31 protein-coding genes and 1 pseudogene are annotated in these 22,857 nt (G+C 55.8%); 17 read left to right on the plus strand and 15 right to left on the minus strand.

All coding sequences use genetic code 11. The annotated features are described in order from the left end of the window. Position 1: 1 nt before the first annotated feature. The 7 genes from ACUXAC_RS15365 to ACUXAC_RS15395 all read right to left on the minus strand — a co-directional run bounded on the left by ACUXAC_RS15365 (position 2) and on the right by ACUXAC_RS15395 (position 4,149). The gene (locus ACUXAC_RS15365; RefSeq protein ID WP_041033422.1) at positions 2-304 is read right to left on the minus strand and encodes a DUF2730 family protein; all 303 of its coding nucleotides are present in this window, start codon (positions 302-304) and stop codon (positions 2-4) included. Further along, the gene (locus ACUXAC_RS15370; protein WP_439305396.1) at positions 294-488 is read right to left on the minus strand and encodes a hypothetical protein; all 195 of its coding nucleotides are present in this window, start codon (positions 486-488) and stop codon (positions 294-296) included. The genes ACUXAC_RS15365 and ACUXAC_RS15370 overlap by 11 nt, the downstream gene beginning before the upstream one ends. After that, positions 409-843, minus strand: a complete 435-nt coding sequence (locus ACUXAC_RS15375) for a hypothetical protein (RefSeq protein ID WP_454266782.1) — start codon at positions 841-843, stop codon at positions 409-411. The genes ACUXAC_RS15370 and ACUXAC_RS15375 overlap by 80 nt, the downstream gene beginning before the upstream one ends. After that, positions 830-1,450 (minus strand): transglycosylase SLT domain-containing protein, encoded by a 621-nt coding sequence (locus ACUXAC_RS15380; RefSeq protein WP_454266770.1) that lies wholly within the window; start codon positions 1,448-1,450, stop codon positions 830-832. Before ACUXAC_RS15380 ends, ACUXAC_RS15375 begins: the two co-directional genes overlap by 14 nt. A gap of 2 nt (positions 1,451-1,452) precedes the next feature. Continuing rightward, complete coding sequence (locus ACUXAC_RS15385) at positions 1,453-1,821, minus strand: putative holin (RefSeq protein WP_041033426.1); 369 nt, start codon at positions 1,819-1,821, stop codon at positions 1,453-1,455. A gap of 118 nt (positions 1,822-1,939) precedes the next feature. Further along, positions 1,940-3,139 carry a hypothetical protein gene (locus ACUXAC_RS15390; RefSeq protein ID WP_454266771.1) on the minus strand — a complete coding sequence of 400 codons (1,200 nt, stop codon included), beginning with the start codon at positions 3,137-3,139 and terminating at the stop codon, positions 1,940-1,942. A 2-nt stretch (positions 3,140-3,141) separates the two neighbouring features. Then, positions 3,142-4,149, minus strand: a complete 1,008-nt coding sequence (locus tag ACUXAC_RS15395; RefSeq protein ID WP_041033430.1) for a nucleoid-associated protein — start codon at positions 4,147-4,149, stop codon at positions 3,142-3,144. A gap of 290 nt (positions 4,150-4,439) precedes the next feature. On the opposite strand from ACUXAC_RS15395, the gene ACUXAC_RS15400 reads away from it, so the two are divergent. Continuing rightward, positions 4,440-5,207, plus strand: coding sequence for a DNA adenine methylase (locus ACUXAC_RS15400; RefSeq protein ID WP_041033432.1), 768 nt, complete (start codon positions 4,440-4,442; stop codon positions 5,205-5,207). Positions 5,208-5,243: 36 nt separating this feature from the next. Here the strand turns inward: ACUXAC_RS15400 and ACUXAC_RS15405 are convergent, their stop codons facing one another. Both ACUXAC_RS15405 and ACUXAC_RS15410 read right to left on the minus strand, forming a co-directional pair. Next, positions 5,244-5,630 (minus strand): hypothetical protein, encoded by a 387-nt coding sequence (locus tag ACUXAC_RS15405; RefSeq protein ID WP_454266772.1) that lies wholly within the window; start codon positions 5,628-5,630, stop codon positions 5,244-5,246. Between the two features lie 43 nt (positions 5,631-5,673). Then, positions 5,674-6,090, minus strand: coding sequence for a helix-turn-helix domain-containing protein (locus tag ACUXAC_RS15410; protein ID WP_041033434.1), 417 nt, complete (start codon positions 6,088-6,090; stop codon positions 5,674-5,676). 90 nt (positions 6,091-6,180) lie between these two features. Here ACUXAC_RS15410 and ACUXAC_RS15415 point away from each other — a divergent pair, with 90 nt between their 5' ends. The 12 genes from ACUXAC_RS15415 (at position 6,181) to ACUXAC_RS15470 (ending at position 13,812) form a co-directional block, all read left to right on the plus strand. After that, on the plus strand, positions 6,181-6,405 hold the full coding sequence (locus tag ACUXAC_RS15415; RefSeq protein WP_041033437.1) for a hypothetical protein: 225 nt from the start codon (positions 6,181-6,183) through the stop codon (positions 6,403-6,405). Positions 6,406-6,408: 3 nt separating this feature from the next. Beyond that, positions 6,409-6,717, plus strand: coding sequence for a helix-turn-helix domain-containing protein (locus ACUXAC_RS15420; protein ID WP_454266773.1), 309 nt, complete (start codon positions 6,409-6,411; stop codon positions 6,715-6,717). Between the two features lie 13 nt (positions 6,718-6,730). Further along, the gene (locus ACUXAC_RS15425; protein ID WP_041033441.1) at positions 6,731-7,642 is read left to right on the plus strand and encodes a DUF3102 domain-containing protein; all 912 of its coding nucleotides are present in this window, start codon (positions 6,731-6,733) and stop codon (positions 7,640-7,642) included. Between the two features lies 1 nt (position 7,643). After that, complete coding sequence (locus ACUXAC_RS15430; protein ID WP_439069120.1) at positions 7,644-9,416, plus strand: integrase; 1,773 nt, start codon at positions 7,644-7,646, stop codon at positions 9,414-9,416. Positions 9,417-9,424: 8 nt separating this feature from the next. Further along, entirely contained in the window at positions 9,425-10,588 is a 1,164-nt protein-coding gene (locus tag ACUXAC_RS15435; protein ID WP_439069119.1) for an AAA family ATPase, read from the plus strand. Between the two features lie 27 nt (positions 10,589-10,615). After that, positions 10,616-10,918 (plus strand): hypothetical protein, encoded by a 303-nt coding sequence (locus tag ACUXAC_RS15440; RefSeq protein WP_154232791.1) that lies wholly within the window; start codon positions 10,616-10,618, stop codon positions 10,916-10,918. Beyond that, positions 10,911-11,135, plus strand: coding sequence for a hypothetical protein (locus ACUXAC_RS15445; protein ID WP_041033448.1), 225 nt, complete (start codon positions 10,911-10,913; stop codon positions 11,133-11,135). Before ACUXAC_RS15440 ends, ACUXAC_RS15445 begins: the two co-directional genes overlap by 8 nt. A gap of 25 nt (positions 11,136-11,160) precedes the next feature. Further along, on the plus strand, positions 11,161-11,685 hold the full coding sequence (locus ACUXAC_RS15450; RefSeq protein WP_041033450.1) for a host-nuclease inhibitor Gam family protein: 525 nt from the start codon (positions 11,161-11,163) through the stop codon (positions 11,683-11,685). A gap of 193 nt (positions 11,686-11,878) precedes the next feature. Continuing rightward, positions 11,879-12,172, plus strand: a complete 294-nt coding sequence (locus tag ACUXAC_RS15455; protein ID WP_439069118.1) for a hypothetical protein — start codon at positions 11,879-11,881, stop codon at positions 12,170-12,172. Beyond that, a complete protein-coding gene (locus ACUXAC_RS15460; protein ID WP_041033456.1) occupies positions 12,156-12,878 on the plus strand; it encodes a DUF2786 domain-containing protein in 723 nt (240 codons plus the stop codon). The genes ACUXAC_RS15455 and ACUXAC_RS15460 overlap by 17 nt, the downstream gene beginning before the upstream one ends. A gap of 132 nt (positions 12,879-13,010) precedes the next feature. Next, positions 13,011-13,436 carry a gp16 family protein gene (locus ACUXAC_RS15465; protein ID WP_439069117.1) on the plus strand — a complete coding sequence of 142 codons (426 nt, stop codon included), beginning with the start codon at positions 13,011-13,013 and terminating at the stop codon, positions 13,434-13,436. Between the two features lie 13 nt (positions 13,437-13,449). Beyond that, on the plus strand, positions 13,450-13,812 hold the full coding sequence (locus ACUXAC_RS15470) for a Mor transcription activator family protein (protein ID WP_041033460.1): 363 nt from the start codon (positions 13,450-13,452) through the stop codon (positions 13,810-13,812). Positions 13,813-13,966: 154 nt separating this feature from the next. Here ACUXAC_RS15470 and ACUXAC_RS15475 read toward each other — a convergent pair. Beyond that, positions 13,967-14,383 (minus strand): annotated as a pseudogene (locus tag ACUXAC_RS15475) (LysE family transporter); the annotation flags it as partial. 126 nt (positions 14,384-14,509) lie between these two features. Here ACUXAC_RS15475 and ACUXAC_RS15480 point away from each other — a divergent pair. The 4 genes from ACUXAC_RS15480 (at position 14,510) to ACUXAC_RS15495 (ending at position 18,467) form a co-directional block, all read left to right on the plus strand. Further along, the gene (locus ACUXAC_RS15480) at positions 14,510-15,310 is read left to right on the plus strand and encodes a threonine/serine exporter family protein (RefSeq protein WP_060426347.1); all 801 of its coding nucleotides are present in this window, start codon (positions 14,510-14,512) and stop codon (positions 15,308-15,310) included. Then, complete coding sequence (locus ACUXAC_RS15485; protein ID WP_033637072.1) at positions 15,307-15,771, plus strand: threonine/serine exporter; 465 nt, start codon at positions 15,307-15,309, stop codon at positions 15,769-15,771. The genes ACUXAC_RS15480 and ACUXAC_RS15485 overlap by 4 nt, the downstream gene beginning before the upstream one ends. Positions 15,772-15,914: 143 nt before the next feature. Beyond that, positions 15,915-16,397: a type 3 dihydrofolate reductase gene (gene folA / locus ACUXAC_RS15490; RefSeq protein ID WP_308343197.1), complete on the plus strand. Its 483-nt coding sequence runs from the start codon at positions 15,915-15,917 to the stop codon at positions 16,395-16,397. Positions 16,398-16,577: 180 nt separating this feature from the next. Next, positions 16,578-18,467: a PhoX family protein gene (locus ACUXAC_RS15495; RefSeq protein WP_308343198.1), complete on the plus strand. Its 1,890-nt coding sequence runs from the start codon at positions 16,578-16,580 to the stop codon at positions 18,465-18,467. 44 nt (positions 18,468-18,511) lie between these two features. On the opposite strand, the gene apaH is transcribed toward ACUXAC_RS15495, so the two are convergent. Genes apaH through surA form a run of 5 tightly spaced genes read right to left on the minus strand, consistent with a single transcriptional unit; the run spans position 18,512 to position 22,847 of the window. Beyond that, positions 18,512-19,363: a bis(5'-nucleosyl)-tetraphosphatase (symmetrical) ApaH gene (gene apaH, locus ACUXAC_RS15500; RefSeq protein WP_070915014.1), complete on the minus strand. Its 852-nt coding sequence runs from the start codon at positions 19,361-19,363 to the stop codon at positions 18,512-18,514. 2 nt (positions 19,364-19,365) lie between these two features. Next, the gene (gene apaG, locus ACUXAC_RS15505; protein ID WP_016929119.1) at positions 19,366-19,743 is read right to left on the minus strand and encodes a Co2+/Mg2+ efflux protein ApaG; all 378 of its coding nucleotides are present in this window, start codon (positions 19,741-19,743) and stop codon (positions 19,366-19,368) included. 12 nt (positions 19,744-19,755) lie between these two features. After that, the gene (gene rsmA, locus ACUXAC_RS15510) at positions 19,756-20,574 is read right to left on the minus strand and encodes a 16S rRNA (adenine(1518)-N(6)/adenine(1519)-N(6))-dimethyltransferase RsmA (RefSeq protein WP_060422426.1); all 819 of its coding nucleotides are present in this window, start codon (positions 20,572-20,574) and stop codon (positions 19,756-19,758) included. Continuing rightward, positions 20,567-21,559, minus strand: a complete 993-nt coding sequence (gene pdxA / locus ACUXAC_RS15515) for a 4-hydroxythreonine-4-phosphate dehydrogenase PdxA (protein ID WP_454266781.1) — start codon at positions 21,557-21,559, stop codon at positions 20,567-20,569. The genes rsmA and pdxA overlap by 8 nt, the downstream gene beginning before the upstream one ends. Beyond that, positions 21,546-22,847: a peptidylprolyl isomerase SurA gene (surA, locus tag ACUXAC_RS15520; RefSeq protein ID WP_048232625.1), complete on the minus strand. Its 1,302-nt coding sequence runs from the start codon at positions 22,845-22,847 to the stop codon at positions 21,546-21,548. The genes pdxA and surA overlap by 14 nt, the downstream gene beginning before the upstream one ends. Between the last annotated feature and the right edge of the window lie 10 nt (positions 22,848-22,857).

Consider the following 22,857-nt stretch of genomic DNA (forward strand, 5'->3'; position numbering starts at 1 on the left):
GTTATTTCTTCTGCAACAGATAGGCTTCGATGTTCTCGGTACGACGATAGGTCGCGGCCATCTGCTCCTGCATCCCATGCATCTGCGCCTCAGCGCGGCTCAGCTTGCTGATGAGTTCGGTGATCTGCGACTGGGTCGGTACCTGTTTCACCTGCGCTTCCAGCGTGGTGATGCGGGTGCGCAACTCCAGCAGCTCTTTCTGGCTGGCCGATTGACGGCCAATCAGCCAGGTATATACGCCGACGACGGCCATCACTGCCCATTGCAGAAATGCCCAGTCAAAACGCAGTTCATCAATTGCCACAACTACCCCCTTGAATACATTGAATTATGTTTGCCAGACGCCCTGCGCACAGGCCGTACTGGTCGTAAACCGTTTTCAGCGCGACGACGGCGGCGTCGGCACTGTTATCGTTCGGCAGCACCGGTGGCGGGCACCGTACCGCCAATTCTGCTGGCAATACCGCTGGTTGTGGCGGTAGCAGCACGCTGCTGGGCGGCGGTGAGTTGCTGCATGACGTCAGCGTCAAACTCGCAATTAACGCGACGGTCAGCGGTTTTTTTGAGGGCATCGCGGATCTCCCGAGTAGATTGGTCATCGGCGGCCGCGCGGTCGGCGATCTGCTGCGCCAACTGCTGGCTGGCGGCATTGGCCTGGGCTGTCAGCGCTTTAGTACCGGCAATGAACTGGTTGAGGGCGTTGGCGGCTTGCTGAGTCTGGCCTCGGGAGCACTCCAGACGACCGGCGGCCAGACCGTCGTTGTATGAGTCGTTGCGGATGTACCAGATGGATGCGGCCAACCCGATAAGCAATCCCAGCAGCGACCATTTATTCATCGTCATGGCAGACCCCCGAGCCCCAGCCAGCCCGCTCATAGAGCGGTTGCCACGCGTAAATGATACGAGTCGGGTAGCCCCGATTCTCGCGGAAATTGGCGGCGGAGCGCCCGGCGTTCACGTTCTCGACTACGTTCCAGTAGCGCCCGGCGTCAAGGCCGCGCGAGGCAGCCAGCTTGCGGTCACGCTGCACCCAACCCAGCCCGCCGTTATAGGCGGATAGGACGTAGGCCCAACGGTCGCATTCGGTCGCTGCAGCGATACGGTCATAGTGCCAACGGTCATAGGTCACCAGCGCCCGCATCGCCCAGGACGGGTTCAAGGGCTGATTGTCGCCGAGGCTTTGGGGGTAGATGCCCGCAATCCAGCCCGCTGTCGCAGGCATAAACTGCGCCAAACCGAGTGCCCCAACGGGCGATTTTGCCGTGGCACGCCAGGTCGACTCCTGATGGATTTGACCGGCGAATGTCGCCACCGGCGCATCCAGCCCCCAGACTACGCGGGCGTTGCGGGTCAGTTCGCGCTGATATTGCCGGGCATCCTCAGGGATAGCCGCGGCCACCGGATGACAGGCGCTAAGCAGCAGAAACAGGCAAGAGAGCAGGCATCTCATGCTTATAACCCCATCGTGACGCCGATACAGATGGCGGAGACAATCAGCGCCCGGCGCAGCAATACAGCGGCGAACACCAGCTCGTAGCCGGTCGCGACAGGGAACTCCGGCTCGTTGCGGCCAGAGGGGACCGGCGGTTTACCCTGGGTCTCTTTCCAGTCGTCGATCAGGTAGCTGCCGGGGCTGGCATACGGGAATAGCGCGCGGTCGAGGTGATAACCGAGGATGGCGGCGATAGAGACCAGCGACAGTTTGTACAGCGTGACGCCGAGCTGCATCGGCGAAACGATAGCGATGGCGAGCAGCAGAACAACGGCGAGGATGATCCAGTTGCGCAGGCGCTGGTGACGGACTTTGTGAAGTAGTGACATGTTGTTCTCCTGATATAGGCCAAAAGACCGGATAAATCAGGAGTCAGTGTGAGGTATTCAGATAGGTGGTGTAATTTGCCCCCGGGCAGAATATTTACAAGGGAATGAAGATACGATGTCAACTACCACCGGAAGGGAAAATCTTATCCATAAGAAGCTGTATCCAATCAAGAACGGGTTTTGTGTACCAGCAATAAACCACAAGCGCTGTGATGATACCGATGACCAGTACCCCTCGAATAATCCAGAAGGTGCGCTTCTGTGTTTTAAGCCGCGTTTTAATACTACTAAACACGCCTTCCACATCATCTTTGATGAAAGAGTACTCCTTATTTACCTGCTTTTTTTTGTATTCGATTTCCTCACTCAGGGCCCTCATAGACTGCATCTGGTTAGATAGAGCCAGCCAGATTAGTGTTGCAGCAAAAATACATCCCAGCAGAATTATCGTATTTGTGATTCCCTGGCCTGACCATGTTGAGGCCTCTTTGAATTGGGTGGCGACAACGACTGAAGCCACTGGGATGCCAAGAATATGGTTCTGAATATCCGAAAACGCTTTGTGGATCTTCCCCATCTCCTCAACTTTTGCTGTGCGAAGCTGGTCCATCACCTTGTCGTAAGAGAATCCGGAAGAATAGATTCGATATCCTTTCAGGAACTTTTCATGCAGGCGCTGAATGTTGTCCAGTAAAAATGCAAACATTCTCTGCGAATCAACTCCTTCACAGACTGCCTGAATGCTTTCGATCAGAATGTCTAGCTTCTGGTCCTTGTGGGTATCGTCGTTGAAACAAGCAATAAGGTTGCCGAGACAATCACATTTCAGCTGTTGCACGGTTTCCGCTGAAAAGAGTGGCGATAACTTAATAACTTCTTTTCTCAGAAAGACTAACTGACAGGTGGATACGTCGAAATAAGCTGCAGTTTCTTTAAGCAGGTCAACGAACTTCAGAATAGCTCGGTAGTTACTAATGAAAGTAGGTACCTCAGCATCATCATTGCGAAACTTCGCCTCAAGGATGAAATACTTCGCAGGTTCCTGGCACTGATGCTTTGGTGCGTTTAACAGGATTTTATACGTGGCAAAAACAAGCCCAAGGCCACTTCTTGGTGGGGTTATGCGAAGTGTTATCGTATTACCTGGGGCAACCGTTCCTGTCTCAACAGAAAGTCCGAACTCACGTGGATCGTCAAGCAATGTGTTAATAAGATCACATTCAGGCTGGTCAGAGAGCGACATCGTCCCGACACGGCATTCATCACGGAATTCCATGCGACGGTACAGATCTGTCAGTGCCTCAAACGAAATCGTCACGATTAAACCTCATTCAGCCACATTTCTCTAAACTCTTCAGGCACGTTGCGCAGAGTGATGATATTTGTCTCAGGGTCATAGTCAATATCCCCCGATGTTGTCCCTTCCCGGTCAAATTTGAGTTCCCAGTGTTTTGACTTACCTTTAAAAGATACCAGCGCACGGATGACTCGACCGTCAGGCACAAAACCATCCGACAACTCCAACTCTTCAGAAGCAAGTTTACCAGACAATTCCTCTGGTGCCTGGGGCCAGACAGCATTAACAAAAGTTTCAAGATTGAGTGGTTCACTAGCCTTGCTTAAAGCATTCAAATGCTCGAAAGCTGTCTTAAGAAATGCGTCTTTTTCTGCACCTTCAAGTTTTTTTTCAACTGCAAATGCAGTCAAAGTATCTCGCAGTTTCTCTGATTCACGCTTGGCGATCAGTACATCATTACAACCGAGGAATTGTTTAAAATAGTTTGATACGTTTCCCTGACCTTTAAGAAAACTGATATAGCGTTCCGCGTCACTTTTCCATGCTGTTAAGTCAATACGACCGGCCATACGCAACTTTGCTATATCCAGATAGGTACTGTCTTTAATGATGAGATCGTCATCAACGGTTGACCCAACGGTAGCATTAACGATTGCAATGAGAAGATGCTCGTTTCGTCCTATCATGATGTGAGCGAACAGAACGAACCCACCGGTAGCCATATTCTCTCGCTGTGAGCGTTCTGTCAGGTGATGCATCATCCTGCAGGAACTATGGTAAAAATCATCAGCGCCGTCCAGATAATCACCAGCCATCCGTTCCATCGGGTAGTTATCTGTATCACCTTCAAAATAGCCGTAACCTTTACCTGTGCGACCTGCATATTTTGCACAGATATCGTTAATCAGGCGCTGGGAGGCTTTAGTAACCTGACGCTCTTCAGGGCTCAATTGCTCTGAAGCATCCCCATTCTGTTTTTTTACCAAAACGTGAACTACAACGTGTTTGACTTCAATGGCTTGTTCAGTCATTGGCTATTCATCCTTTTTATTTATTGATAACAAACGGTTATCTCTTCCTGTTTGCTGTGCAAAATTATTCAAATCTACTCATCCCCAGACTTTGTTAGTCCAAGGACAGATTAATTTTCGTTTTCTTAGTGTTAGCGTTTCTGGAGAAAGAGCGGCCTGCAGGGTGGTGGAACACCCAACAGGCCATCAACAACACAGCTGGTACCTGTGAGTCGACCCAAGGCTCAGTCCGTCTCGCGAGACAGATTAAGCCTACTGCATTTTCATCATATGAAAAAGGCTTACAGTTTATGAAATCGACCCCGATCATACCTTGGGTGGGTGGCAAGCGCCGCCTGGCTAAAAAAATCCTGCCTCAGTTCCCCGAGCATACCTGTTACGTTGAGCCGTTCTGCGGTGCAGCGGCACTGTATTTCATGAAATCGCCCAGCAAGGTCGAGGTGATCAACGACATCAATGGCGAACTGGTAAATCTGTATCGGGTGATCCAGCATCATCTGGAAGCGTTCATTCAGCAGTTCAAGTGGGCGTTGGTGAGCAGGCAGATGTTCGAATGGTTGCAGATCACGCCAGAGGTAACGCTTACTGATATTCAGCGTGCTGCACGGTTCTACTACCTGCAGAAGCAGGCGTTCGGCGGCAAAATCGAGGGGCAAACCTTCGGCACGGCAACAACGTCACCGCCGCGTTTCAACCTGTTGCGGATTGAGGAGGATTTATCACAGGCCCATATGCGGCTGGCACGCACCTGTATTGAGCACATGGACTGGGCCAAATGTATCCAACGCTATGACCGGCCGCATACGCTGTTCTACTGCGACCCACCTTACTGGCAGACCGAAGGGTATGGCGTGGACTTTAGGTTTGAGAACTACGTGGTGATGGCTGAATTGTCCAGGTCGATAGCGGGCAATATGTTGATCTCAGTGAACGATATACCTGAAATGCGGGAAGTTTTTGCGGGGCTTCACATGGAGAGCGTTGGTATACATTACACTCTCCAAGGGGCAGGCAGAACGGCCACACAACATAAAGAACTCGTTATCAGAAACTGGTGAAAATCTCGGTGCAGTGAGTACTGCACCGCTTTAAAATTACTCATGTTTATCTTGGCAGTAGGCGTTCCAATACATTTTTTCAAAAATAGTTCCATTGCCATCAGTATCTGGAGATGAGGGCGAACTATCTACTTTTGATGAATAAATAGCATATTCATTATTTTGTTCATTTTTGTACCCTGCTACAACAAAGCGAGCATCACCACTATAAGCCCCAAATGAGTTCTTCGCGTTAACCAGACCGCATACGTTGAAGACGCTACCATCTTCAGAAATTTTCAGCCTTACATCAGAAAACCTTGCTGAATCAGGGTCTTTGAGCTGTTTTTTCACGGATGAAATAGCTAAGTCTTTAATATTGCGTTCTGAAAAATCACATCCAGACAGAATGAGCATCAAGGCGATGAATAAAACTCTATGCATTTTAAAACCTCAATCCTTAAATGATGTTCTTAATGGGAACAGTTCAGCCTGTTTTTTTATTTTCGGCTATTTTTGAAGATAGTTCCTCAATTTTCTTTTCCATCTCTATCATTCGCTGTTTATCCTCAGCGCCTCGCATTAGGTCCCTTCGGACATCAGGATCAAGCTGATTCAAGAGTTCTAATAATGTTAAGTCGCTATGACTAAACGAAGAGTTACTTGCCTGCTGCACATCTATCTTTTTCTCATCCAGGAACATCGAGCCGTTACCGGTAAGAAGCCAATCTATAGATATACCCAAATGGGTTCTCAATGTAACCAGTGCATCAGCATTAGGCTCCCGCTCTCCTCGTAGATAATTTTGCAGAGATCTGTACGGGATAGCACAAAGCTCAGAAAGCTCTTTGATTGTTAATCCTTTCACATCAATGACTTGTCTAAGTCTCTCTTTTATGCTCATTCGGGTGCATTTCTCTCGTTGACATGTTCATTTGGGTGCGTACAATAGACCCAATAGAGTACATGATAACCCAACAGGAACAACCAGACTATGAACAAACGACAGATTCAGGCTCGTCTGATTGAGCGTGGTAGTAACTTTCGCCAGTTCGCGCTGGGTGCAGGTTACGAGCCACGCACTGTCACTCAGGCGGTGAGCCGTTGGGCCGGTAAAAAAGAGCTACCGCGAGGCAGGTTGACGTACAAGATTTTGCGAGACCTGTCTGTCGCAATTGGCGGGGAAGTAACCCCTGGCATCCTTGGAAATGTGGAGTAAAGCATGAGCAAGAAACCCGGCACCTCATCATCAGCAACACGCACGCTGCGAGTACTGATTGCCCTCAAGGGCTACACGATGACAGGCCTGTCAAACGGCGAGCTGGCCAAAGCGTTGAACGTCTCTCCAGCCAACATCAGCCGCGACTTAGCCACTCTGGTTGACGTCGGCCTTGTGATTCAACTCGACAACGGCCGCTACGCGCACAGCATCCAAATGCTGCAGATCGCCACGGCTCACGCCGATCACATGTCCCGCATGCAGGCCCGCATGAATGAAACCACCCAGCGCATCATGGCTGGAACACGTTAGGAGATAGAGACAAATGGCCAGACCTAAAAACGAACCGGCACCAATGGTAGGCGACACCTTTTTACCCGCTGACCTGAGCGAAAATCAGAACCAAATGGCTCTGCACCAGCAGCAGATCATGGAGCAATTTGGCGAAGGCCTGCCGTATGAGCGCTCTCGTATCGTTCATGAGACCAAGTTCTACATGGCGCAAAGCGCTGAAGCCATGCTTGAAGCGGGTAAGCGCTTGGTCATTCTCAAGGAGAACGAACCGCACGGTGATTTCACCGACATTATTGAATCCCAGCTGGCGCTCTCGAAGCGTACAGCGCAGGTCATGATGCAGGCATCCCTCAAATATTTATCGCCAAAACTGGAGTCAAAAGCGCAGGCGCTTGCGCATTTGGGCAAGACCAAACTGTTCGAGTTGATGACCGAAGACGACGACGAGCTGGTAGCGCTCGCCGAAGGCGGCACCATTGCTGGCCTGGATATTGACGATATCGACCGTATGACTAGCCGCGAGCTGAAAGCCGCACTGCGTGAAGCGCGCGAAGATGCCGACGCCCAGCGCCGCGTGTTGTCCGACAAAAACACCAAGATTGACGACCTGACCACCAAGCTGCAGAAACAGTCGAAGATCAAGCCGCCAGCCCCGGACGTTGAGGCTGAAAAGCTGCGTAAAGAAGTCAGCGCCATCGCCTATGAGGCTGAGGCTGTCTTGAGCGGCAAGCTCCGTGAGGCTTTCTCTGTTCTCACTACCCATTGTTCAGACCATGAGGTTGACCCGCCATACGATTTTATGGCCGGACTGCTATGCCAGGTCGAACGCGCGGTCAACCAGTTGCGCGATACCTATGACCTGGAGTCAGCCCCCACCGGCAATGACCGTCCGGACTGGGTTGACCTGCCGGATAACGACACCAACAACGCTACGGTGATGTGATATGAGCGCAGCCCTGACCGAACGACTGGTTGCGATAGCGCAGGCTGCCCGCAATGCCGGGCACGGTGAGCGCGGCGCTATCTATGAAAAGGCCTGCGTTGAGCTGGGTATATCCCGCGCAACGCTGTTACGAAAAATCAAGGAGGTCGCGATGACAGACACACGCAAACGCCGCACGGATGCGGGCACCAGTGCGCTGACGCGCGAGGATGCCATGATGATCTCCGCACTGCTGACTGAATCTACCCGCAAGAACGGCAAGCGCCTGTATGCAGTCGCCGACGCGGTGGCAGAGCTGCGGGCCAACGGCATGATTTCAGCCGAAGCCATCGATGAAAGCACGGGCGAAGTTCGTCCATTATCGGAAAGCGCCATTATTCGCGCCATGCGGGCCTACGGTGTGCATCCCGACCAGTTGATGGCTCCAGAGCCCAGCACCCGGTTGGCCAGCTTGCATCCCAACCACGTTTGGCTGGTCGATGCCTCACTCTGCACCCTCTACTACCTGCAGAACGGCAAGAAAACCACCGGCCTGCAGGTGATGGACAGCGCTGAGTTCTACAAGAACAAGCCAAAAAATTTGGCGCGTATCGCCCACGACCGCGTCTGGAGCTACGAAATCACCGACCACACCAGCGGCTGGATCTACGTCGAATACGTCCTCGGTGCCGAATCCGGCGAGAACTTGTGCTCGGTGCTGATTAACGCCATGCAGGAGCGCGGCGGCGCGGATGTGTTGCACGGTGTGCCGAAAATTCTATTCATGGACCCCGGCTCTGCCAACACCGCCGCCATGACAAAAAACCTGTGCCGGGCACTGAGCATCGAGATGATCGCCCACAAGGCCGGGAACGCCCGTGCAACCGGCCAGGTCGAGAAAGCCCGTGACATCATCGAACGCAAGTTCGAACCGGGCCTGAAATTCGTCACAGTCAACAGCCTGGACGAGCTGAACGCGATGGCGAAGAAGTGGCGCAGCCACTTTAACGCGACGGCTATCCATAGCCGCCACGGCTTCTGCCGCAACGATATCTGGTTGCGTATCACCGCCGAACAGCTGATTAAAGCGCCCTCGGTGGAGATTTGTCGTGAATTGGCGGTCACTACGCCTGTGTCGCGCAAGGTCCAGCCGACGCTGGAAATATCGTTCCAGAGCCGCCAGTACGACGTCTCAAGTGTACCTGGCGTGATGATTGGCGAGTCGCTGATGGTGACACGTAATCCGTGGCGTACCGACGCCGCGCAAATTGTGTTGGTTGGTGAAGATGGACACGAGTTTTACCACCTGGTGGATGAAGTGCCGGAGAACGAGTTTGGGTTTGCAACCAACGCCGCGATCATCGGCGAGAGCTACCGCAAACCGGCAGATACCGTCACCCAGCAGGTCAATCAGGAGATTGAGCAAATTGTCACCGGCACCGACTCTGCCGACGCCGCAGCGGCGGCGCGTAAAGCCAAAGCACTGCCGTTTGGTGGGCGGTTTGACCCGTATCGCACGATTGACGACACCGAGCTGCCGTCCTACCTGCCGAAACGCGGCCAGGAGTCGGATGTGCGCGGCCCACGTATAGAACAGCGTCCGCTGACGCACGTTGAGGCAGCGAAAGCGCTGCGGGAGATATTCACGGCGCAGGGCCGGGAGTGGCAGGCACAGCACTATAACCAGTTGGTTCAGCGTTTCCCGGACGGCGTTCCGGCGGACGATATCGACACGATTGCCGGTGACCTGGCTGGCAAGCACACCGTGACGCTGAGCGTCGTTAACGGCCAATAGGAGGCAGCATGTTGGTACTGAAGGCGCTGATGCAGGAACACGGTATTGATCAGCAGATGGTCGCTGACGCTGCCCAGGTCTCTCAACCGACCATTTCGCAGATAGTGAACCACGGCATCTGGCCAAAACGCCGCACTGCAGAGGTGCGGGAAAGCATCAGCCAATTTTTAGCAGCGCGCGGGCTGGATACAGCTGGCGCATTTGAAGAGGTGCAGGCGGCGGACACCGCCTGCACCAATGTCTCGCAACAGGCAAATAAGGAAGGAGACGACAATATGTTACTCGCAAAACAGGTATTACATCCAGCAACGAAAAAGCATTTCGGTTTGTTCCGCGACCCGTTCGCCGACGACTCCCTGCAGGGCTCTGAGGATGTGTTCACGACCCCGGACATTCGTTACGTCCGTGAGGCATTGTTCCAGACGGCGCGCCACGGCGGTTTCCTGGCGGTGGTAGGTGAGTCCGGTGCGGGCAAGTCCACGCTGCGCCGCGACCTGATTGAACGCATCAACCGCGAAAATGCGCCGGTGATTGTGATTGAGCCGTACATCATCGCGATGGAAGACAACGACAACAAGGGCAAGACCCTGAAAGCGGCGTCGATCGCCGAGGCGATCATCAATACTCTCGCGCCGCTGGAGGGCGTCAAACGCAGCCAAGAGGCCCGGTTCCGCCAACTCCACCGCGTGCTGAAAGACAGCAGCAACGCCGGTTACAGCCATGTTCTGGTGATTGAGGAGGCCCACTCGCTGCCGCTGCCGACGCTGAAGCACCTCAAACGCTTCTTTGAGCTAGAGAATGGGTTTAAAAAACTGCTCTCCATTGTGCTGGTCGGCCAGCCGGAGCTGGCGATGAAGCTGTCAGAACGCAATCAGGAGGTCCGCGAGGTGGTACAGCGCTGTGAAGTTGTCGAGCTGCTGCCGCTGGATACCCAGTTGGAGGCGTTTTTGACGTTTAAGTTTGACCGCGCCGGTAAATCGGTAAAAGAGGTTCTGGACGCCAGCGCCACCGACGCTATTCGCGCCAGGCTCAGCAGTAACATCGGTGGCCGCAAAGGTGTTGTTAGCCTGTTATACCCGCTGGCCGTCAGCAATTTAACCATCGCGGCAATGAACCTCGCCGCCCAAATCGGCGTGCCGGTGGTTAATGCCGACGTAATTAAAGGCATTTAACTATTAATTAATGAGGTCGGAGGGATTATGCGTACTACTCATAAATTATCGTTGGTGGTGGAAAGCGAGGGAATTCAAATAGCCATTATCACCACAAGCAAAGCGGTTACCACATTATCTGCCCAGGGAATTACGGTTAAACGTATTGACATCGAAGAAGGCCGCCGACCGACAGTGGTCATTCACCCGAACGCCACCACGCGCAGAATGGTGGCCCAGGGTAAAGCGGTTCGATATTCAACGGGCACCGATGAACAGGGACGCTATCAAAAATTCCAGTACCAGCTGGATAGATGCCGGGTTGTTTGGGAGGAACGTGGTAATGGGTGAGAAAATCAAAGTCAGCATTACCGCCGATATGCATATTCACCTGGATAAAACGGTAGAAATGGATAAGGCCGATTTTGACGAATATCAGCATATCTGTTCTGAAGGTATCGACCTGGATTCACGCATAGGAGAAATAGCCAGCAAATACGACTTAAATATCAACGACAGCAGTTTCGAGAATGACCCGGAAAACATTACATTCGAAATAGTTAAATAACCAACCACACGAAAGGTATTTAAAAATGGCAAAAGGTAAAAAGCGGCTTAAAGCTGCGGCGGTTCCGTACGCCGCGCAAACGAAAACTGAGGTAATTGACGGTATTAAATCCCTCGGCGATTTACAGCGTCAATTAACCCGTATCGAAACGGAAATGAATGACCAGATTGCAGCGGTAACGCAATACCACTCGCCGGAGATTGAACGACTGAAGGTCGAGATAAGCGGTCTGCAACAAGGCATCCAGACCTGGTGCGAGGCCAATCGCACCGAACTGACCCAGGACGGAAAAACAAAGACCGTCAATTTGACTACCGGCGAGGTGATTTGGCGTAACCGACCGCCGAGCTGCACGATACGCGGTGCCGAGGCAGTTATTGCTGCCCTGAAAAGACTCAAGCTGACTCGATTTATTCGTTCCAAGGAGGAAATTAATAAGGACGCGATATTGAACGAACAGGCGGCAGTAAAAGATATTCCGGGCATCACTATTAATCGCAACCTGGAAGATTTCGCCATAGTACCATTTGAACAGGAGATCGCCCAATGAGCCTGCAATGCAAAACCTGTAGCGAAGATGTAGATGAGCTCGATTCCGAGCAGGCAACCATTACGCAGGGGCAGGACGGCACCTGGTGTGTGGACCTTATCCTGGCCTGCCCGCATTGCGGGCAGACCTACAACGCGTTTGTGCCCACCAGCGAGCTCCAGCCATTACCTCACGATGATTATTCGGAGGGGATATGTCTATAGCGACTAACCGTTCGACTTTGTACCGCTTGGTCATGAAACGCTTTGGCCCAGACTCTCAACTCCTGAAGCTGGCCGAGGAGGCCAGCGAACTGAGTACTGAGGTGTCGCGCAACCTGAACGGCCTTAGCGACGAAATGAAGCTGGCCAGCGAAATGGCCGACGTGGAGATCATGATCGAGCAATTTCGCCTGAACGGCCTCGATACGGCCATCGATTTTCACAAGCGGCAAAAACTCATGCGGCTGGCAGAACGCCTGGGAGTTAACTATGACCCACAACAATGAAAAGTATCTGGCGAAGATCAAGAAGCTGCTTAACCTGGCCAGACGTAGTACCAACAGCAATGAAGCTGCTAATGCACTGAGCCAGGCTCAGGCATTAATGCGCAAGCATAGTCTCACTGAGACGGATATTGACCTGATGGAAATTGGTCGTGCCAGCAGTAAAGGCGCACCATCACAGGCGCAGAAAATCCCGGCATATATGAATAGCCTGGCCAACATGATTTGCCGCGCATTTGGTGTTGATTGCTATTACCAATATAAGCGTGACTTTCTTTCGAGCGGCCAACGGACTGTCGTATTCTTCGGCCCTAATGAAAGGCCGGAAATCGCGGCATATGCATTTGATGTTTTGTCACGCCAATTAGTAAAGGCGCGTCGTGAGTTTACGGCAAAAATGCGGCGTAATATAAAGCCCAGCACAAAAGTCGCCCGAGCGGATCAGTTCTGTGAAGGCTGGGTTGACGGTGCATATGCCGTTATCGATATTTACAAGGTGGCTGCATCTGAGAAAACACTTATGGCTGCGTATTACAGCCGCCTTAAAGAAGAAATGGAATTTAAAGAGTCCACCTTTCGGGCTGCGAAAAAATGTCGCGGTGGTGAGGACGCTGCCGATGCCGGTTACAGGGCTGGCAAACAGGCGCAACTACACCAAGCTGTACATGGCCAGGGAGGTTCTTTGACAGGTATAGGAGTAAAACCATGACCATTTCACGAGGAGGAACGTGGCTATTAATGGCGTTATTCTGCGCTGTATTCTGGTCAGTGAGTATTTGGGGCAGTTATTTAATAATTGAATGGGTGGTGTCGCTAATAAAACACACGCGGGGGTAATGTGATGAACCGTATTAACCTGGTAAAATTAATTCATGTCGCCAAACGTGAACGTCGCCTGGATGACGATACCTACCGCCAACTGCTCGATAGCTATACGGGTTTAAGCTCAACGAAAGAAATGACCATCAAGCAATTAGAATCTGTGATGGACGCGTTTTATGGTCTGGGGTTCAGGCCGGTATTTAAAAGACCTGGAAAGATTACGGCGACAGACGAGCAATCGAAAAAAATCCGGTCATTGTGGCTGGAGATGTTTGAAGCGGGGTTTGTCCGTGATAGTTCGGAGCGTGCGATAAATGCGTATGCTCACCGTATAACAGGTGTAGGTCGGCTGGAGTGGCTGGGAACGGACCAGGCCAGTCGCGTTATCGAGACGTTGAAGAAGTGGCAGAAACGCGAGCTGAAGGCTCAAGCCGCATTGCAATAACGGGGGGCAGATCATGATTACGCCAATGGAAGAAAAGCGCCATAAGCTGTTATCTGAGGTTGCTGATCATGTCGCCGAGACAGCATCTGACTATGGGTGTTCAACTGAGCAGGCCGAGCATCTGGGGCTGGCGGTGGCAAATTTCCTGGCAGAGCATTTCGGTGGGCAGAATTTCACGTTTCCTCGTGATTACGTTTATAAGCTGGCCGTTCGTGATCTGCAGATTTACAACGAGTTCAAAGGCAATAACTGGGCCGACCTGAGTTCCCGATATGGCATTACCGAGCGAGGGCTGCGCAAGCTGATTCACCGAGTACATAAACGAGTGATGAAGCACAAGCAGCCGATGCTGGATTTGTTCGGTGGCGGGGAATAAAATTTGGGGCAGAGGACTGAAGTTTTCTGCCCTGTTTTATCTTTCACATACTGGAAATGATTTACAGACCTTGTCCCACTATATCCTCTAAAGAATCACTATATCCCCTAATTATCTCGCAGACTCAGTTCCATTTATCTCACTTCTAATCATGCAGCACCTGGGTGAATACCGCCAGGAAGAACAGGGTGGCTTTCGGGTTCAGCAGGTTGCACAGGTAGCCTTGCGCAAAGGCGCTCTTCAGGCTGACCTGCTGCTGCGGCAGATTGCTGACGTTCATCTTACCGCCGCCGCGCGACAGCAGCGCCTGGATGCCGATCCACACCAGATACACCGCCCCGGCGTATTTCAGCAGGTTAAACAGCCACGGCGTGGTGGTGATCACCACCGCAAGCCCGGCGACGCAGTAGGACATGTGGGTGGCGACACCGCAGATCACGCCGAAGGCGGTCATCATGGCGGCCAGCCGCGGATAGCGGGCGGCGTTTTTGATCACCAGGAAAAAATCCGGGCCGGGGGAGAGCATGCCGAGGGCGGCAATGCCGGCGACGAACAGCGAAGTTTCAAGCATGGGGCGTCTCGCGCAAAAGACAGAGTTCTGGCGATAATAACGCCGCTTCCTCTGATGCGCATCAACCCAATGAGGTATTGTTAGGCTCTATGATAATTATTCATCTACCGCCAGCGACGGAGCCCTATGCAGCAGACTAACGCCACAGACATGCCGGAACCGCACCGGCAACAGCGTGAAATAACCCGCCTGTGCATTCAATGCGCGCTGCTGCTGTTGCAGCACGGCGCTGAGAGCACGGTGGTGGAACAGCTGTCGACCCGCCTGGGGCTGGCGCTGGGGATGGACAGCGTGGAAAGCTCGATCTCCGCCAATGCGGTGGTGTTGACCACCCTCAGCCACGGCGCCTGTCTGACCACCACCCGCAAGAACGTCGATCGCGGCATCAATATGCAGGTAGTGACCGAAGTGCAGCATATCGTGATCCTCGCCGAGCACCACCTGGCGGATGCGCACGACGTGGCGCGCCGTTTTGACAGGATCCGGCCGTTGCGCTACCCGCGCTGGCTGGTGGTGCTGATGGTGGGGTTGTCCTGCGGGTGCTTCAGCATGCTCAACGGTGGCGGCGCTGACGCCTTCCTGGTGACCTTTATCGCCAGCGGCACGGCGATGCTGGTGCGCCAAATTCTCACCGCCCGCCATATGAATCCGCTGATCAATTTTTGCCTGACGGCGTTTGTCGCGACGTCGATCTCCGGGCTGCTGCTGCGCCTGCCGGCGTTTAAGGACACCTCGAGCGTGGCGATGGCCGCCAGCGTGCTGTTGCTGGTGCCGGGCTTCCCGCTGATCAACGCGGTGGCCGATATGTTCAAGGGGCACGTCAATACCGGGCTGGCGCGCTGGGCGATGGCCAGCCTGCTGACGCTGGCGACCTGCATCGGGGTGGTGATGGCGATGTCGCTGTGGGATCTGCGGGGGTGGTCATGAGTCTGCTGTGGGCCTTGTTGCAGGAGATGTTGTTGGCGGCGGTGCCGGCGCTGGGCTTCGCCATGGTGTTCAACGTGCCGCTGCGCGCGCTGCGTTATTGTGCGTTGCTTGGGGCCATCGGGCGCGGTTCGCGCATGCTGATGATGCACGGCGGCATGAACATCGAGTGGGCCTCGCTGCTGGCGGCGATCCTGATCGGTATCATCGGTATCTACTGGTCGCGCTGGCTGCTGGCGCACCCGAAGGTGTTCACCGTGGCGGCGGTGATCCCGATGTTCCCCGGCATTTCCGCCTATACCGCGATGATAACTGTGGTAGAGATCTCACATTTGGGCTACAGCGAAGCCTTGATGGAGACCATGATCACCAACTTCCTCAAGGCCAGTTTCATCGTCGGCGCGTTGTCGATCGGCCTGTCGCTGCCGGGCCTGTGGCTGTACCGCAAACGCCCCGGCGTGTGAAATTTCCCGGCGGGAGATCGTTGGTTATTAGATATGCTGATAAGAGCTATCTTATATATTCATCTTGCTTGATTAGCCTATCGACGGCACTCAGGCCTTTACGTATAGTGTCACCAATTTTGCTGCCTACACAGGGTTAAACAATGATTATCAGCCTGATCGCTGCCTTGGCGGCGGATCGCGTTATTGGCATGGAAAACGCCATGCCGTGGCACCTGCCGGCGGACCTTGCGTGGTTTAAACGCAACACGTTGAATAAGCCGGTTATTATGGGCCGCAAGACCTTCGAGTCCATCGGCCGCCCGCTGCCGGGCCGCCACAATATCGTTTTGAGCAGCCGTCCGGGTAGCGAAGCCGGGGTGGCCTGGGTGACCTCGATGGATGAAGCGCTGGCCGCCGCCGGCGACGTGGAAGAAGTGATGGTGATCGGCGGTGGGCGCATCTATACCCAGCTGCTGCCGCGTGCCGATCGCCTGTACCTGACGCACATCGACGCCGAGGTCGGCGGCGATACCCACTTCCCGGATTACGAGCCGGACGAGTGGGAAACCACGTTCAGCGAGTTCCACGACGCCGACGATCTGAACTCGCACAGCTACTGCTTCGAGATCCTGCAGCGCCGCTGATTTCAGCGCGTTAGCCAACTCTGCCCGGGGGCGCAAGCAATTGCGCCCCCGGCCTTTTTGCGCCCGTCGTCCGTAACCTTTCCGTCACATTACCTGATTAGTATGAAGCCCAACTCCGAGCGCCCCGGCAACTCTGGTGAATCTTGACCGCGGCGCCATAACTAAAAAGGTAACCACGCTATGACCAAGCAAATTGAGCAATTAGACGCCGACCGCCTGATCGATCCCACTCGCCGCAAACTGCTGCTCGGCAGCGCCGGCGCCGTCGGCCTGGCCGGCTTTCTCGGCGGCGGCATCTGGTCGGTCTCCGCCGAGGCGTTGGCCGAGGATCTGCCGCCAAACAAACTGCTGGGCTTTCAGGGCATCGCCGCCTCTACCGCCGACGAGGTGACCATTGCGCCGGGCTACCGTGCGGAGGTGCTGATCTCTTGGGGGGAGCCGCTGGTGGACGGCGCGCCGGCCTTCGATCCGCAGGGCAACAACAGCGCCGCCGATCAGGAAAAACAGTTCGGCGACAATAACGACGGCATGAGTTTCTTCCCGATCGACGATCGCCACGGCGTGATGGCCATCAATAACGAATACGTCAACGAGCAGTACCTGTTCGCTCACGGCGGCGCCAAGGCCACCAGTCTGGAAGAGGTGCGTAAATCCCAGGCGGCGCACGGCGTTTCCATCGTGGCGGTAAAGCGCGTCGGCGACGGCCAGCGGTGGGAAGTGGAGCGCCCGTCGCGCTATAACCGCCGCATCACCGCCAACACCGACATGCAGTTCAGCGGCCCGGCCGCCGGGCATCCGCTGTTGCAGACCGCCGCCGATCCGAGCGGGCGCAAGGTGCTGGGCACCTTCGGCAACTGCGCCAATGGCAAGACGCCGTGGGGCACTTACCTGACCTGCGAAGAAAACTTCGATACCTACTTCGGCACCCGTCAGGCCGATTACCCAACCACGCCGGAACAGAAGCGCTATACGCTGAAGGTCAGCGAGCCGGAGCGTAACTGGCCGGACTATGACGAGCGCTTCGACGTGGCGAAGAACCCCAACGAATTCAACCGCCACGGCTGGATCGTGGAGATCGATCCGCTGAATCCGACTTCGACGCCCATCAAGCACACCGCGCTGGGCCGCTTCAAGCATGAAAATGCGGCGGTGACCGTGGCCAAAGATGGCCGCCTGGTGGTGTACATGGGGGACGACGAGCGCGGCGAACATATCTATAAGTACGTTTCCAAAGGCGTGGTTGACGCCGCCAATCCGGCCAACAATCGCACGCTGCTGGATGAGGGAACGCTGTACGTGGCGCAGTTCGACGGTGACGACGCCGGCACGCCGCTGAAGGGCAAAGGGCACTGGATTGCGCTCGAGTTCGGCAAGAATGGCCTGACGCCGGAGAACGGCTTCCGCGATGAGGCCGAAGTGCTGATCTTCGCCCGCAAGGCGGCACAGCAGGTCGGCGCCACTAAGATGGATCGCCCGGAGTGGATCGCGGTGAACCCGCATGACGGCCGCGCTTATTGCACGCTGACCAACAACAGTAAGCGCGGTGAGGAAGGGATGCCGCTGAACGCCGCCAACCCGCGGCCGAACAATATCTATGGCCAGATCATTCGCTGGGACGAAGGCGGTGACGCCACCGCCGGCACCTTTGCCTGGGACATGTATGCGCTGTGTGGCAACCCGATTGCCCACCCGGAAGGCGTCAACCGCGGCACGCCGAACATCACGGCGGACAACACGTTCAACAGCCCGGACGGGCTGGGCTTCGATCGCGCCGGCCGCCTGTGGATCCTCACCGACGGCAAGTACAGCAACAAGGGGGATTACGTCGGGCAGGGCAACAACCAGATGCTGGTGGGTGATCCGGTCAGCGGCGAAATTCGCCGTTTCATGGTGGGGCCGAAGTCCTGCGAACTGACCGGCATCACCTTCACTCCGGACTACAAGACGATGTTCGTCAACGTGCAGCATCCGGGAGAAGAGGGCGATTCGCACTTCCCGAACAACAGCCCGCGCCCGCGTTCATCGGTATTGATGATCACGCGTGAAGATGGCGGGGTGATTGGGGCGTAAGGCAGTAAAGAGAACCAAGGCGGCCTGGGGCCGCCTTTATGTTTTCAGGACGCGGCCAGTCTGCCGGCGTGGTCAGGCGCCTCGCCACGGTTGGCGGGCTGCGTGAAGTAACGGCGGTCTTCCCAGCGCAGCATCGTCAGATCGCCGCCCCAGCAGCAGCCGGTGTCCAGCCCGATCACGCCTTCCGGCGTGCCCTTGCCTTCCAGCGAGGCCCAGTGACCGAAGACGATGGTGTATTCCGGATCCACCAGGCGCGGCAGCTCGAACCACGGCTTCAGCGGCGCCGGCGCGGTGCCCGGCGCATCTTTGCAGATCATGTCGAGCTGGCCGTTGGGGAAGCAGTAGCGCATGCGCGTGAGCGCATTGGTGCTGAAACGCAGGCGCGCCAGGCCGCTCAGTTCCGGCGCCCAGTTGTTCGGCATGTCGCCGTACATGGCGTCGAGAAACAGCGGGTAGCTGTCGCTGCTCAAGACCGCTTCCACTTCGCGCGCGCACATTTTCGCGGTGTCGATATCCCACTGCGGGGTGATGCCGGCGTGCGCCATCACCAGCTTTTGCTCATCGTCCACCTGCAGCACCGGTTGGCGGCGCAGCCAGTTGATCAGCTCGTCGGCGTCCGGCGCTTCCAGCAGCGGGGTGATGCGATCTTTGGGTTTGTTGCGGCTGATGCCAGCGTAGACCGCCAGCAGGTGCAGATCGTGGTTGCCCAGCACCATGCGCACCGCCGGGCCGAGCGAGCGCACGAAGCGCAGCACGTCCAGCGAGGCGGGGCCGCGCGCCACCAGATCGCCGGTCAGCCACAGCCGATCGCGCTCGGGATCGAAAGCAGCCTGAGCCAGCAGCGACTTCAGTTCATCGTAACAGCCGTGAACGTCGCCGATAAGGTATGTCGACATAATTAATGGATCAGCGTTGGAATGGCTAAGCGAAACACGGGAATAGCGGTGCGGAACGGTTGACCCTGATGGTCCACCATTTCGTAATGGCCTTCCATGGTGCCCAGCGGCGTTTCCAGAATCGCGCCGCTGGTATACTGAAACTCTCCGCCGGGCGGAATGACAGGCTGTTCGCCGATCACGCCTTCGCCCTGAACTTCGGTTTGGCGGCCGTTGCTGTTGGTGATCAGCCAGTAACGGCCCAGCAGTTGCACGTCGGTCCGCCCCAGATTGCGGATAGTGATGGTATAGGCGAAGACGTAACGCTCTTCTTCAGGGATCGACTGTGATTCCACATAGATGCTCTGAACCTGAATACACACGCGGGGCGAATCAATCATGACAACAACTCCTTATTGCTGCGGCGTCGGATTGGCTGACAGCCAGTTCGCCAGCTTGCAGTACTGCGCCACAGAAATATTTTCTGCTCTGAGCGAAGGATCGACGCCCAGCTCCGTCAGCTGCTCCGGCGTGAACAGGTCGCCCAGGCTATTGCGGATGGTTTTCCGCCGCTGGTTGAACGCCTGCGTGGTGATGCGGCTCAGCATGCGCACGTCGCCCACCGGGTTCGGCAGCACGCTGTGCGGCACCAGGCGCACCACGGCGGAATCGACCTTCGGCGGCGGCGCGAACGCGGTCGGCGGCACTTCCAGCACCGGAATGACGTTGCAGTAGTACTGCGCCATCACGGTCAAACGCCCGTAGGCCTTGCTGTTCGGGCCGGCCACCAGACGGTTGACCACCTCTTTTTGCAACATAAAGTGCATGTCGCGGATTGCCTGAGTATAGCTGAAAAGGTGGAACATCAGCGGCGTCGAAATATTGTACGGCAGGTTACCAAATACGCGCAGCGGTTGGCCAGCTTCCTCGGCCAGTTCGGCGAAATTCACCGTCATGGCGTCCTGCTGGTGGATGGTCAGCTTGTCTTTCAGCCGCGGGTGGTTCTCCAGCCGGGTGGCCAGATCGCGGTCCAGTTCGATCACCGTCATGCGATCCATGCGTGCGCCGACCGGCTCGGTCAGGGCGCCGAGGCCTGGGCCGATCTCGACCACCGCTTCGCCCGGCTGCGGGTGAATGGCGGAGACAATGCTATCGATGACAAACTGATCGGTTAAAAAGTTTTGTCCAAAGCGTTTGCGGGCAAAGTGCCCTTGGTGGACTCTGTTATTCATTACAATTAATTATCATTTTAATGGCGAGATTCAGGGCCGTTTGGAAACTGCCGACATCGGCGGTGCCGGTGCCGGCCAGTTCCAGAGCGGTACCGTGGTCGACCGAGGTGCGTATGAAAGGCAAACCGAGGGTGATATTCACCGCGCGGCCGAACCCTTGGTATTTTAGCACCGGCAGCCCCTGATCGTGATACATCGCCAGCACCGCATCGGCATCTTGCAGATATTTGGGCTGGAACAGGGTGTCCGCCGGCAGCGGGCCGACAAGATGGATGCCCTCAGCGCGCAGCACGTCGAGCGCCGGGATGATGGTGTCTATCTCTTCGTGCCCCATATGGCCGCCTTCCCCGGCGTGGGGATTCAGACCGCAAACGTAAATGTGCGGCCGGGCGATGCCAAATTTGGTTTTCAGATCGTGGTCGAGGATGCGGATGACTTCGAACAGGCTCTGTTGCGTGATGGCGCCCGGCACCGCCAGCAGCGGCAGGTGGGTGGTCGCCAGCGCCACGCGCAGCTCTTCGGTCGCGAGCATCATCACCACGCGATCGCAGCGGCTGCGATCGGCAAAGAATTCGGTATGACCGATAAACGGCACGCCGGCGTCGTTGATCACGCCCTTGTTCACCGGGCCGGTGATCAGCGCAGCGAATTCGCCGTTCAGGCAGCCGTCGCAGGCGCGCGCCAGGGTTTCCACCACGTAGGCGCTGTTGCCGACGTTCAACTCCCCGGCGGTGATCGGGTGAGCGAGCGAGACCGGCAGCACGGTCAGCGTGCCGGCGCGTTGCGCTTCGGCCGGCTGCTGCGGCTGGTAGTCGCGCAGCGTCAGCGGCAGGCCCAAACGCTTGGCGCGTTCAAGCAGCAGGGCCGGATCGGCGCACACCACCAGCTCAACAGGCCAATCCTGTTGCGCCAGCGCTGCCACCAAATCCGGCCCAACCCCGGCGGGTTCGCCGGGGGTAATGACGACGCGTTTATTGCTGTGCATCGCTGCCATCGAGGATCTTCACGTAAGCCTGGGCGCGCTGTTCCTGCATCCAGGTCTGCGCTTCTTCGGCGAACTTACGGTTGAACAGCATGCGGTAAGCGCGATCTTTTTGCGCGGCGTCGGTCTTATCCACCTGGCGGGTATCCAGCAGCTGGATCAGGTGCCAACCGAAGGAAGAGTGGACCGGCGCGCTGATTTCACCCTTGCTCAGCTTCAGCAATGCATCGCGGAAGGCCGGATCGTAGATGTCCGGGGAAGCCCAGCCCAGATCGCCGCCCTGCATGGCGGAACCCGGATCCTGCGACAGCTGTTTGGCTTCGTCGGCAAACTTGGCGCGGCCGCTCTTGATCGCTTCCGCAACGGATTGCAGCTTGGCGCGCGCCTGATCGTCGGTCAGCACCACCGAAGGTTTCAGCAAGATGTGACGGGCGTGCACTTCGGTAACCGACACCGACTGGCTCGCGCCGCGGATGTCGTTCACTTTCAGGATGTGGAAGCCGACGCCGGAGCGGATTGGGCCGACGACGTCGCCTTTCTTGGCGCTCACCAGACGTTCCGCGAACAGGGTCGGGATCTCTTGTAGCTTGCCCCAGCCCATGTTGCCGCCTTTCAGCGCCTGAGAGTCGGCGGAGTAAGTGATCGCCAGCTTGCCGAAGTCGGCGCCGCTGTTGATCTCACCCACCAGGCGTTTGGCCAGCTCTTCGGCTTTGTCGACCTGCTGCTGAGACGGGTTCTCCGGCAGCGGGATCAGGATGTGGCTGATGTTCATTTCGGTGTCGCTGCCGTTCTGCGCGCCCACCTGTTTGGCCAGCGAGTCCACTTCCTGCGGCAGGATGGTGACGCGGCGGCGCACTTCGTTGTTACGCACTTCGGAGATCAGCATCTCTTTGCGGATCTGCGAACGGTAGGTGTTGTAGTTCAACCCTTCGTACGACAGGCGGCTGCGCAGCTGATCGACGCTCATCTTGTTTTGTGCGGCGATATTGGCGATCGCTTTATCCAGATCGGCGTCGGACACGGTGATGCCCATTTTCTTGGCCATCTGCAGCTGGATGTTATCCATGATCAGGCGTTCGATGATCTGATGGCGCAGCGTCTTGTCGTCCGGCAGCTGTTGGCCGGCCTGCTGGGCGTTGAGCTTCACTGACTGCAACAGACCGTTGACGTCGCTTTCGAGTACCACGCCGTTATCCACGACGGCGGCGACTTTATCCACTTCTTGGGGTGCTGCGAACGCGGCATTGGCGCAAACCACCAATCCGAGAATAAGCGTTCTCCAGTTCTTCATACATTTCCCA

Source organism: Serratia sp. 121840015-1, from assembly GCF_053627655.1.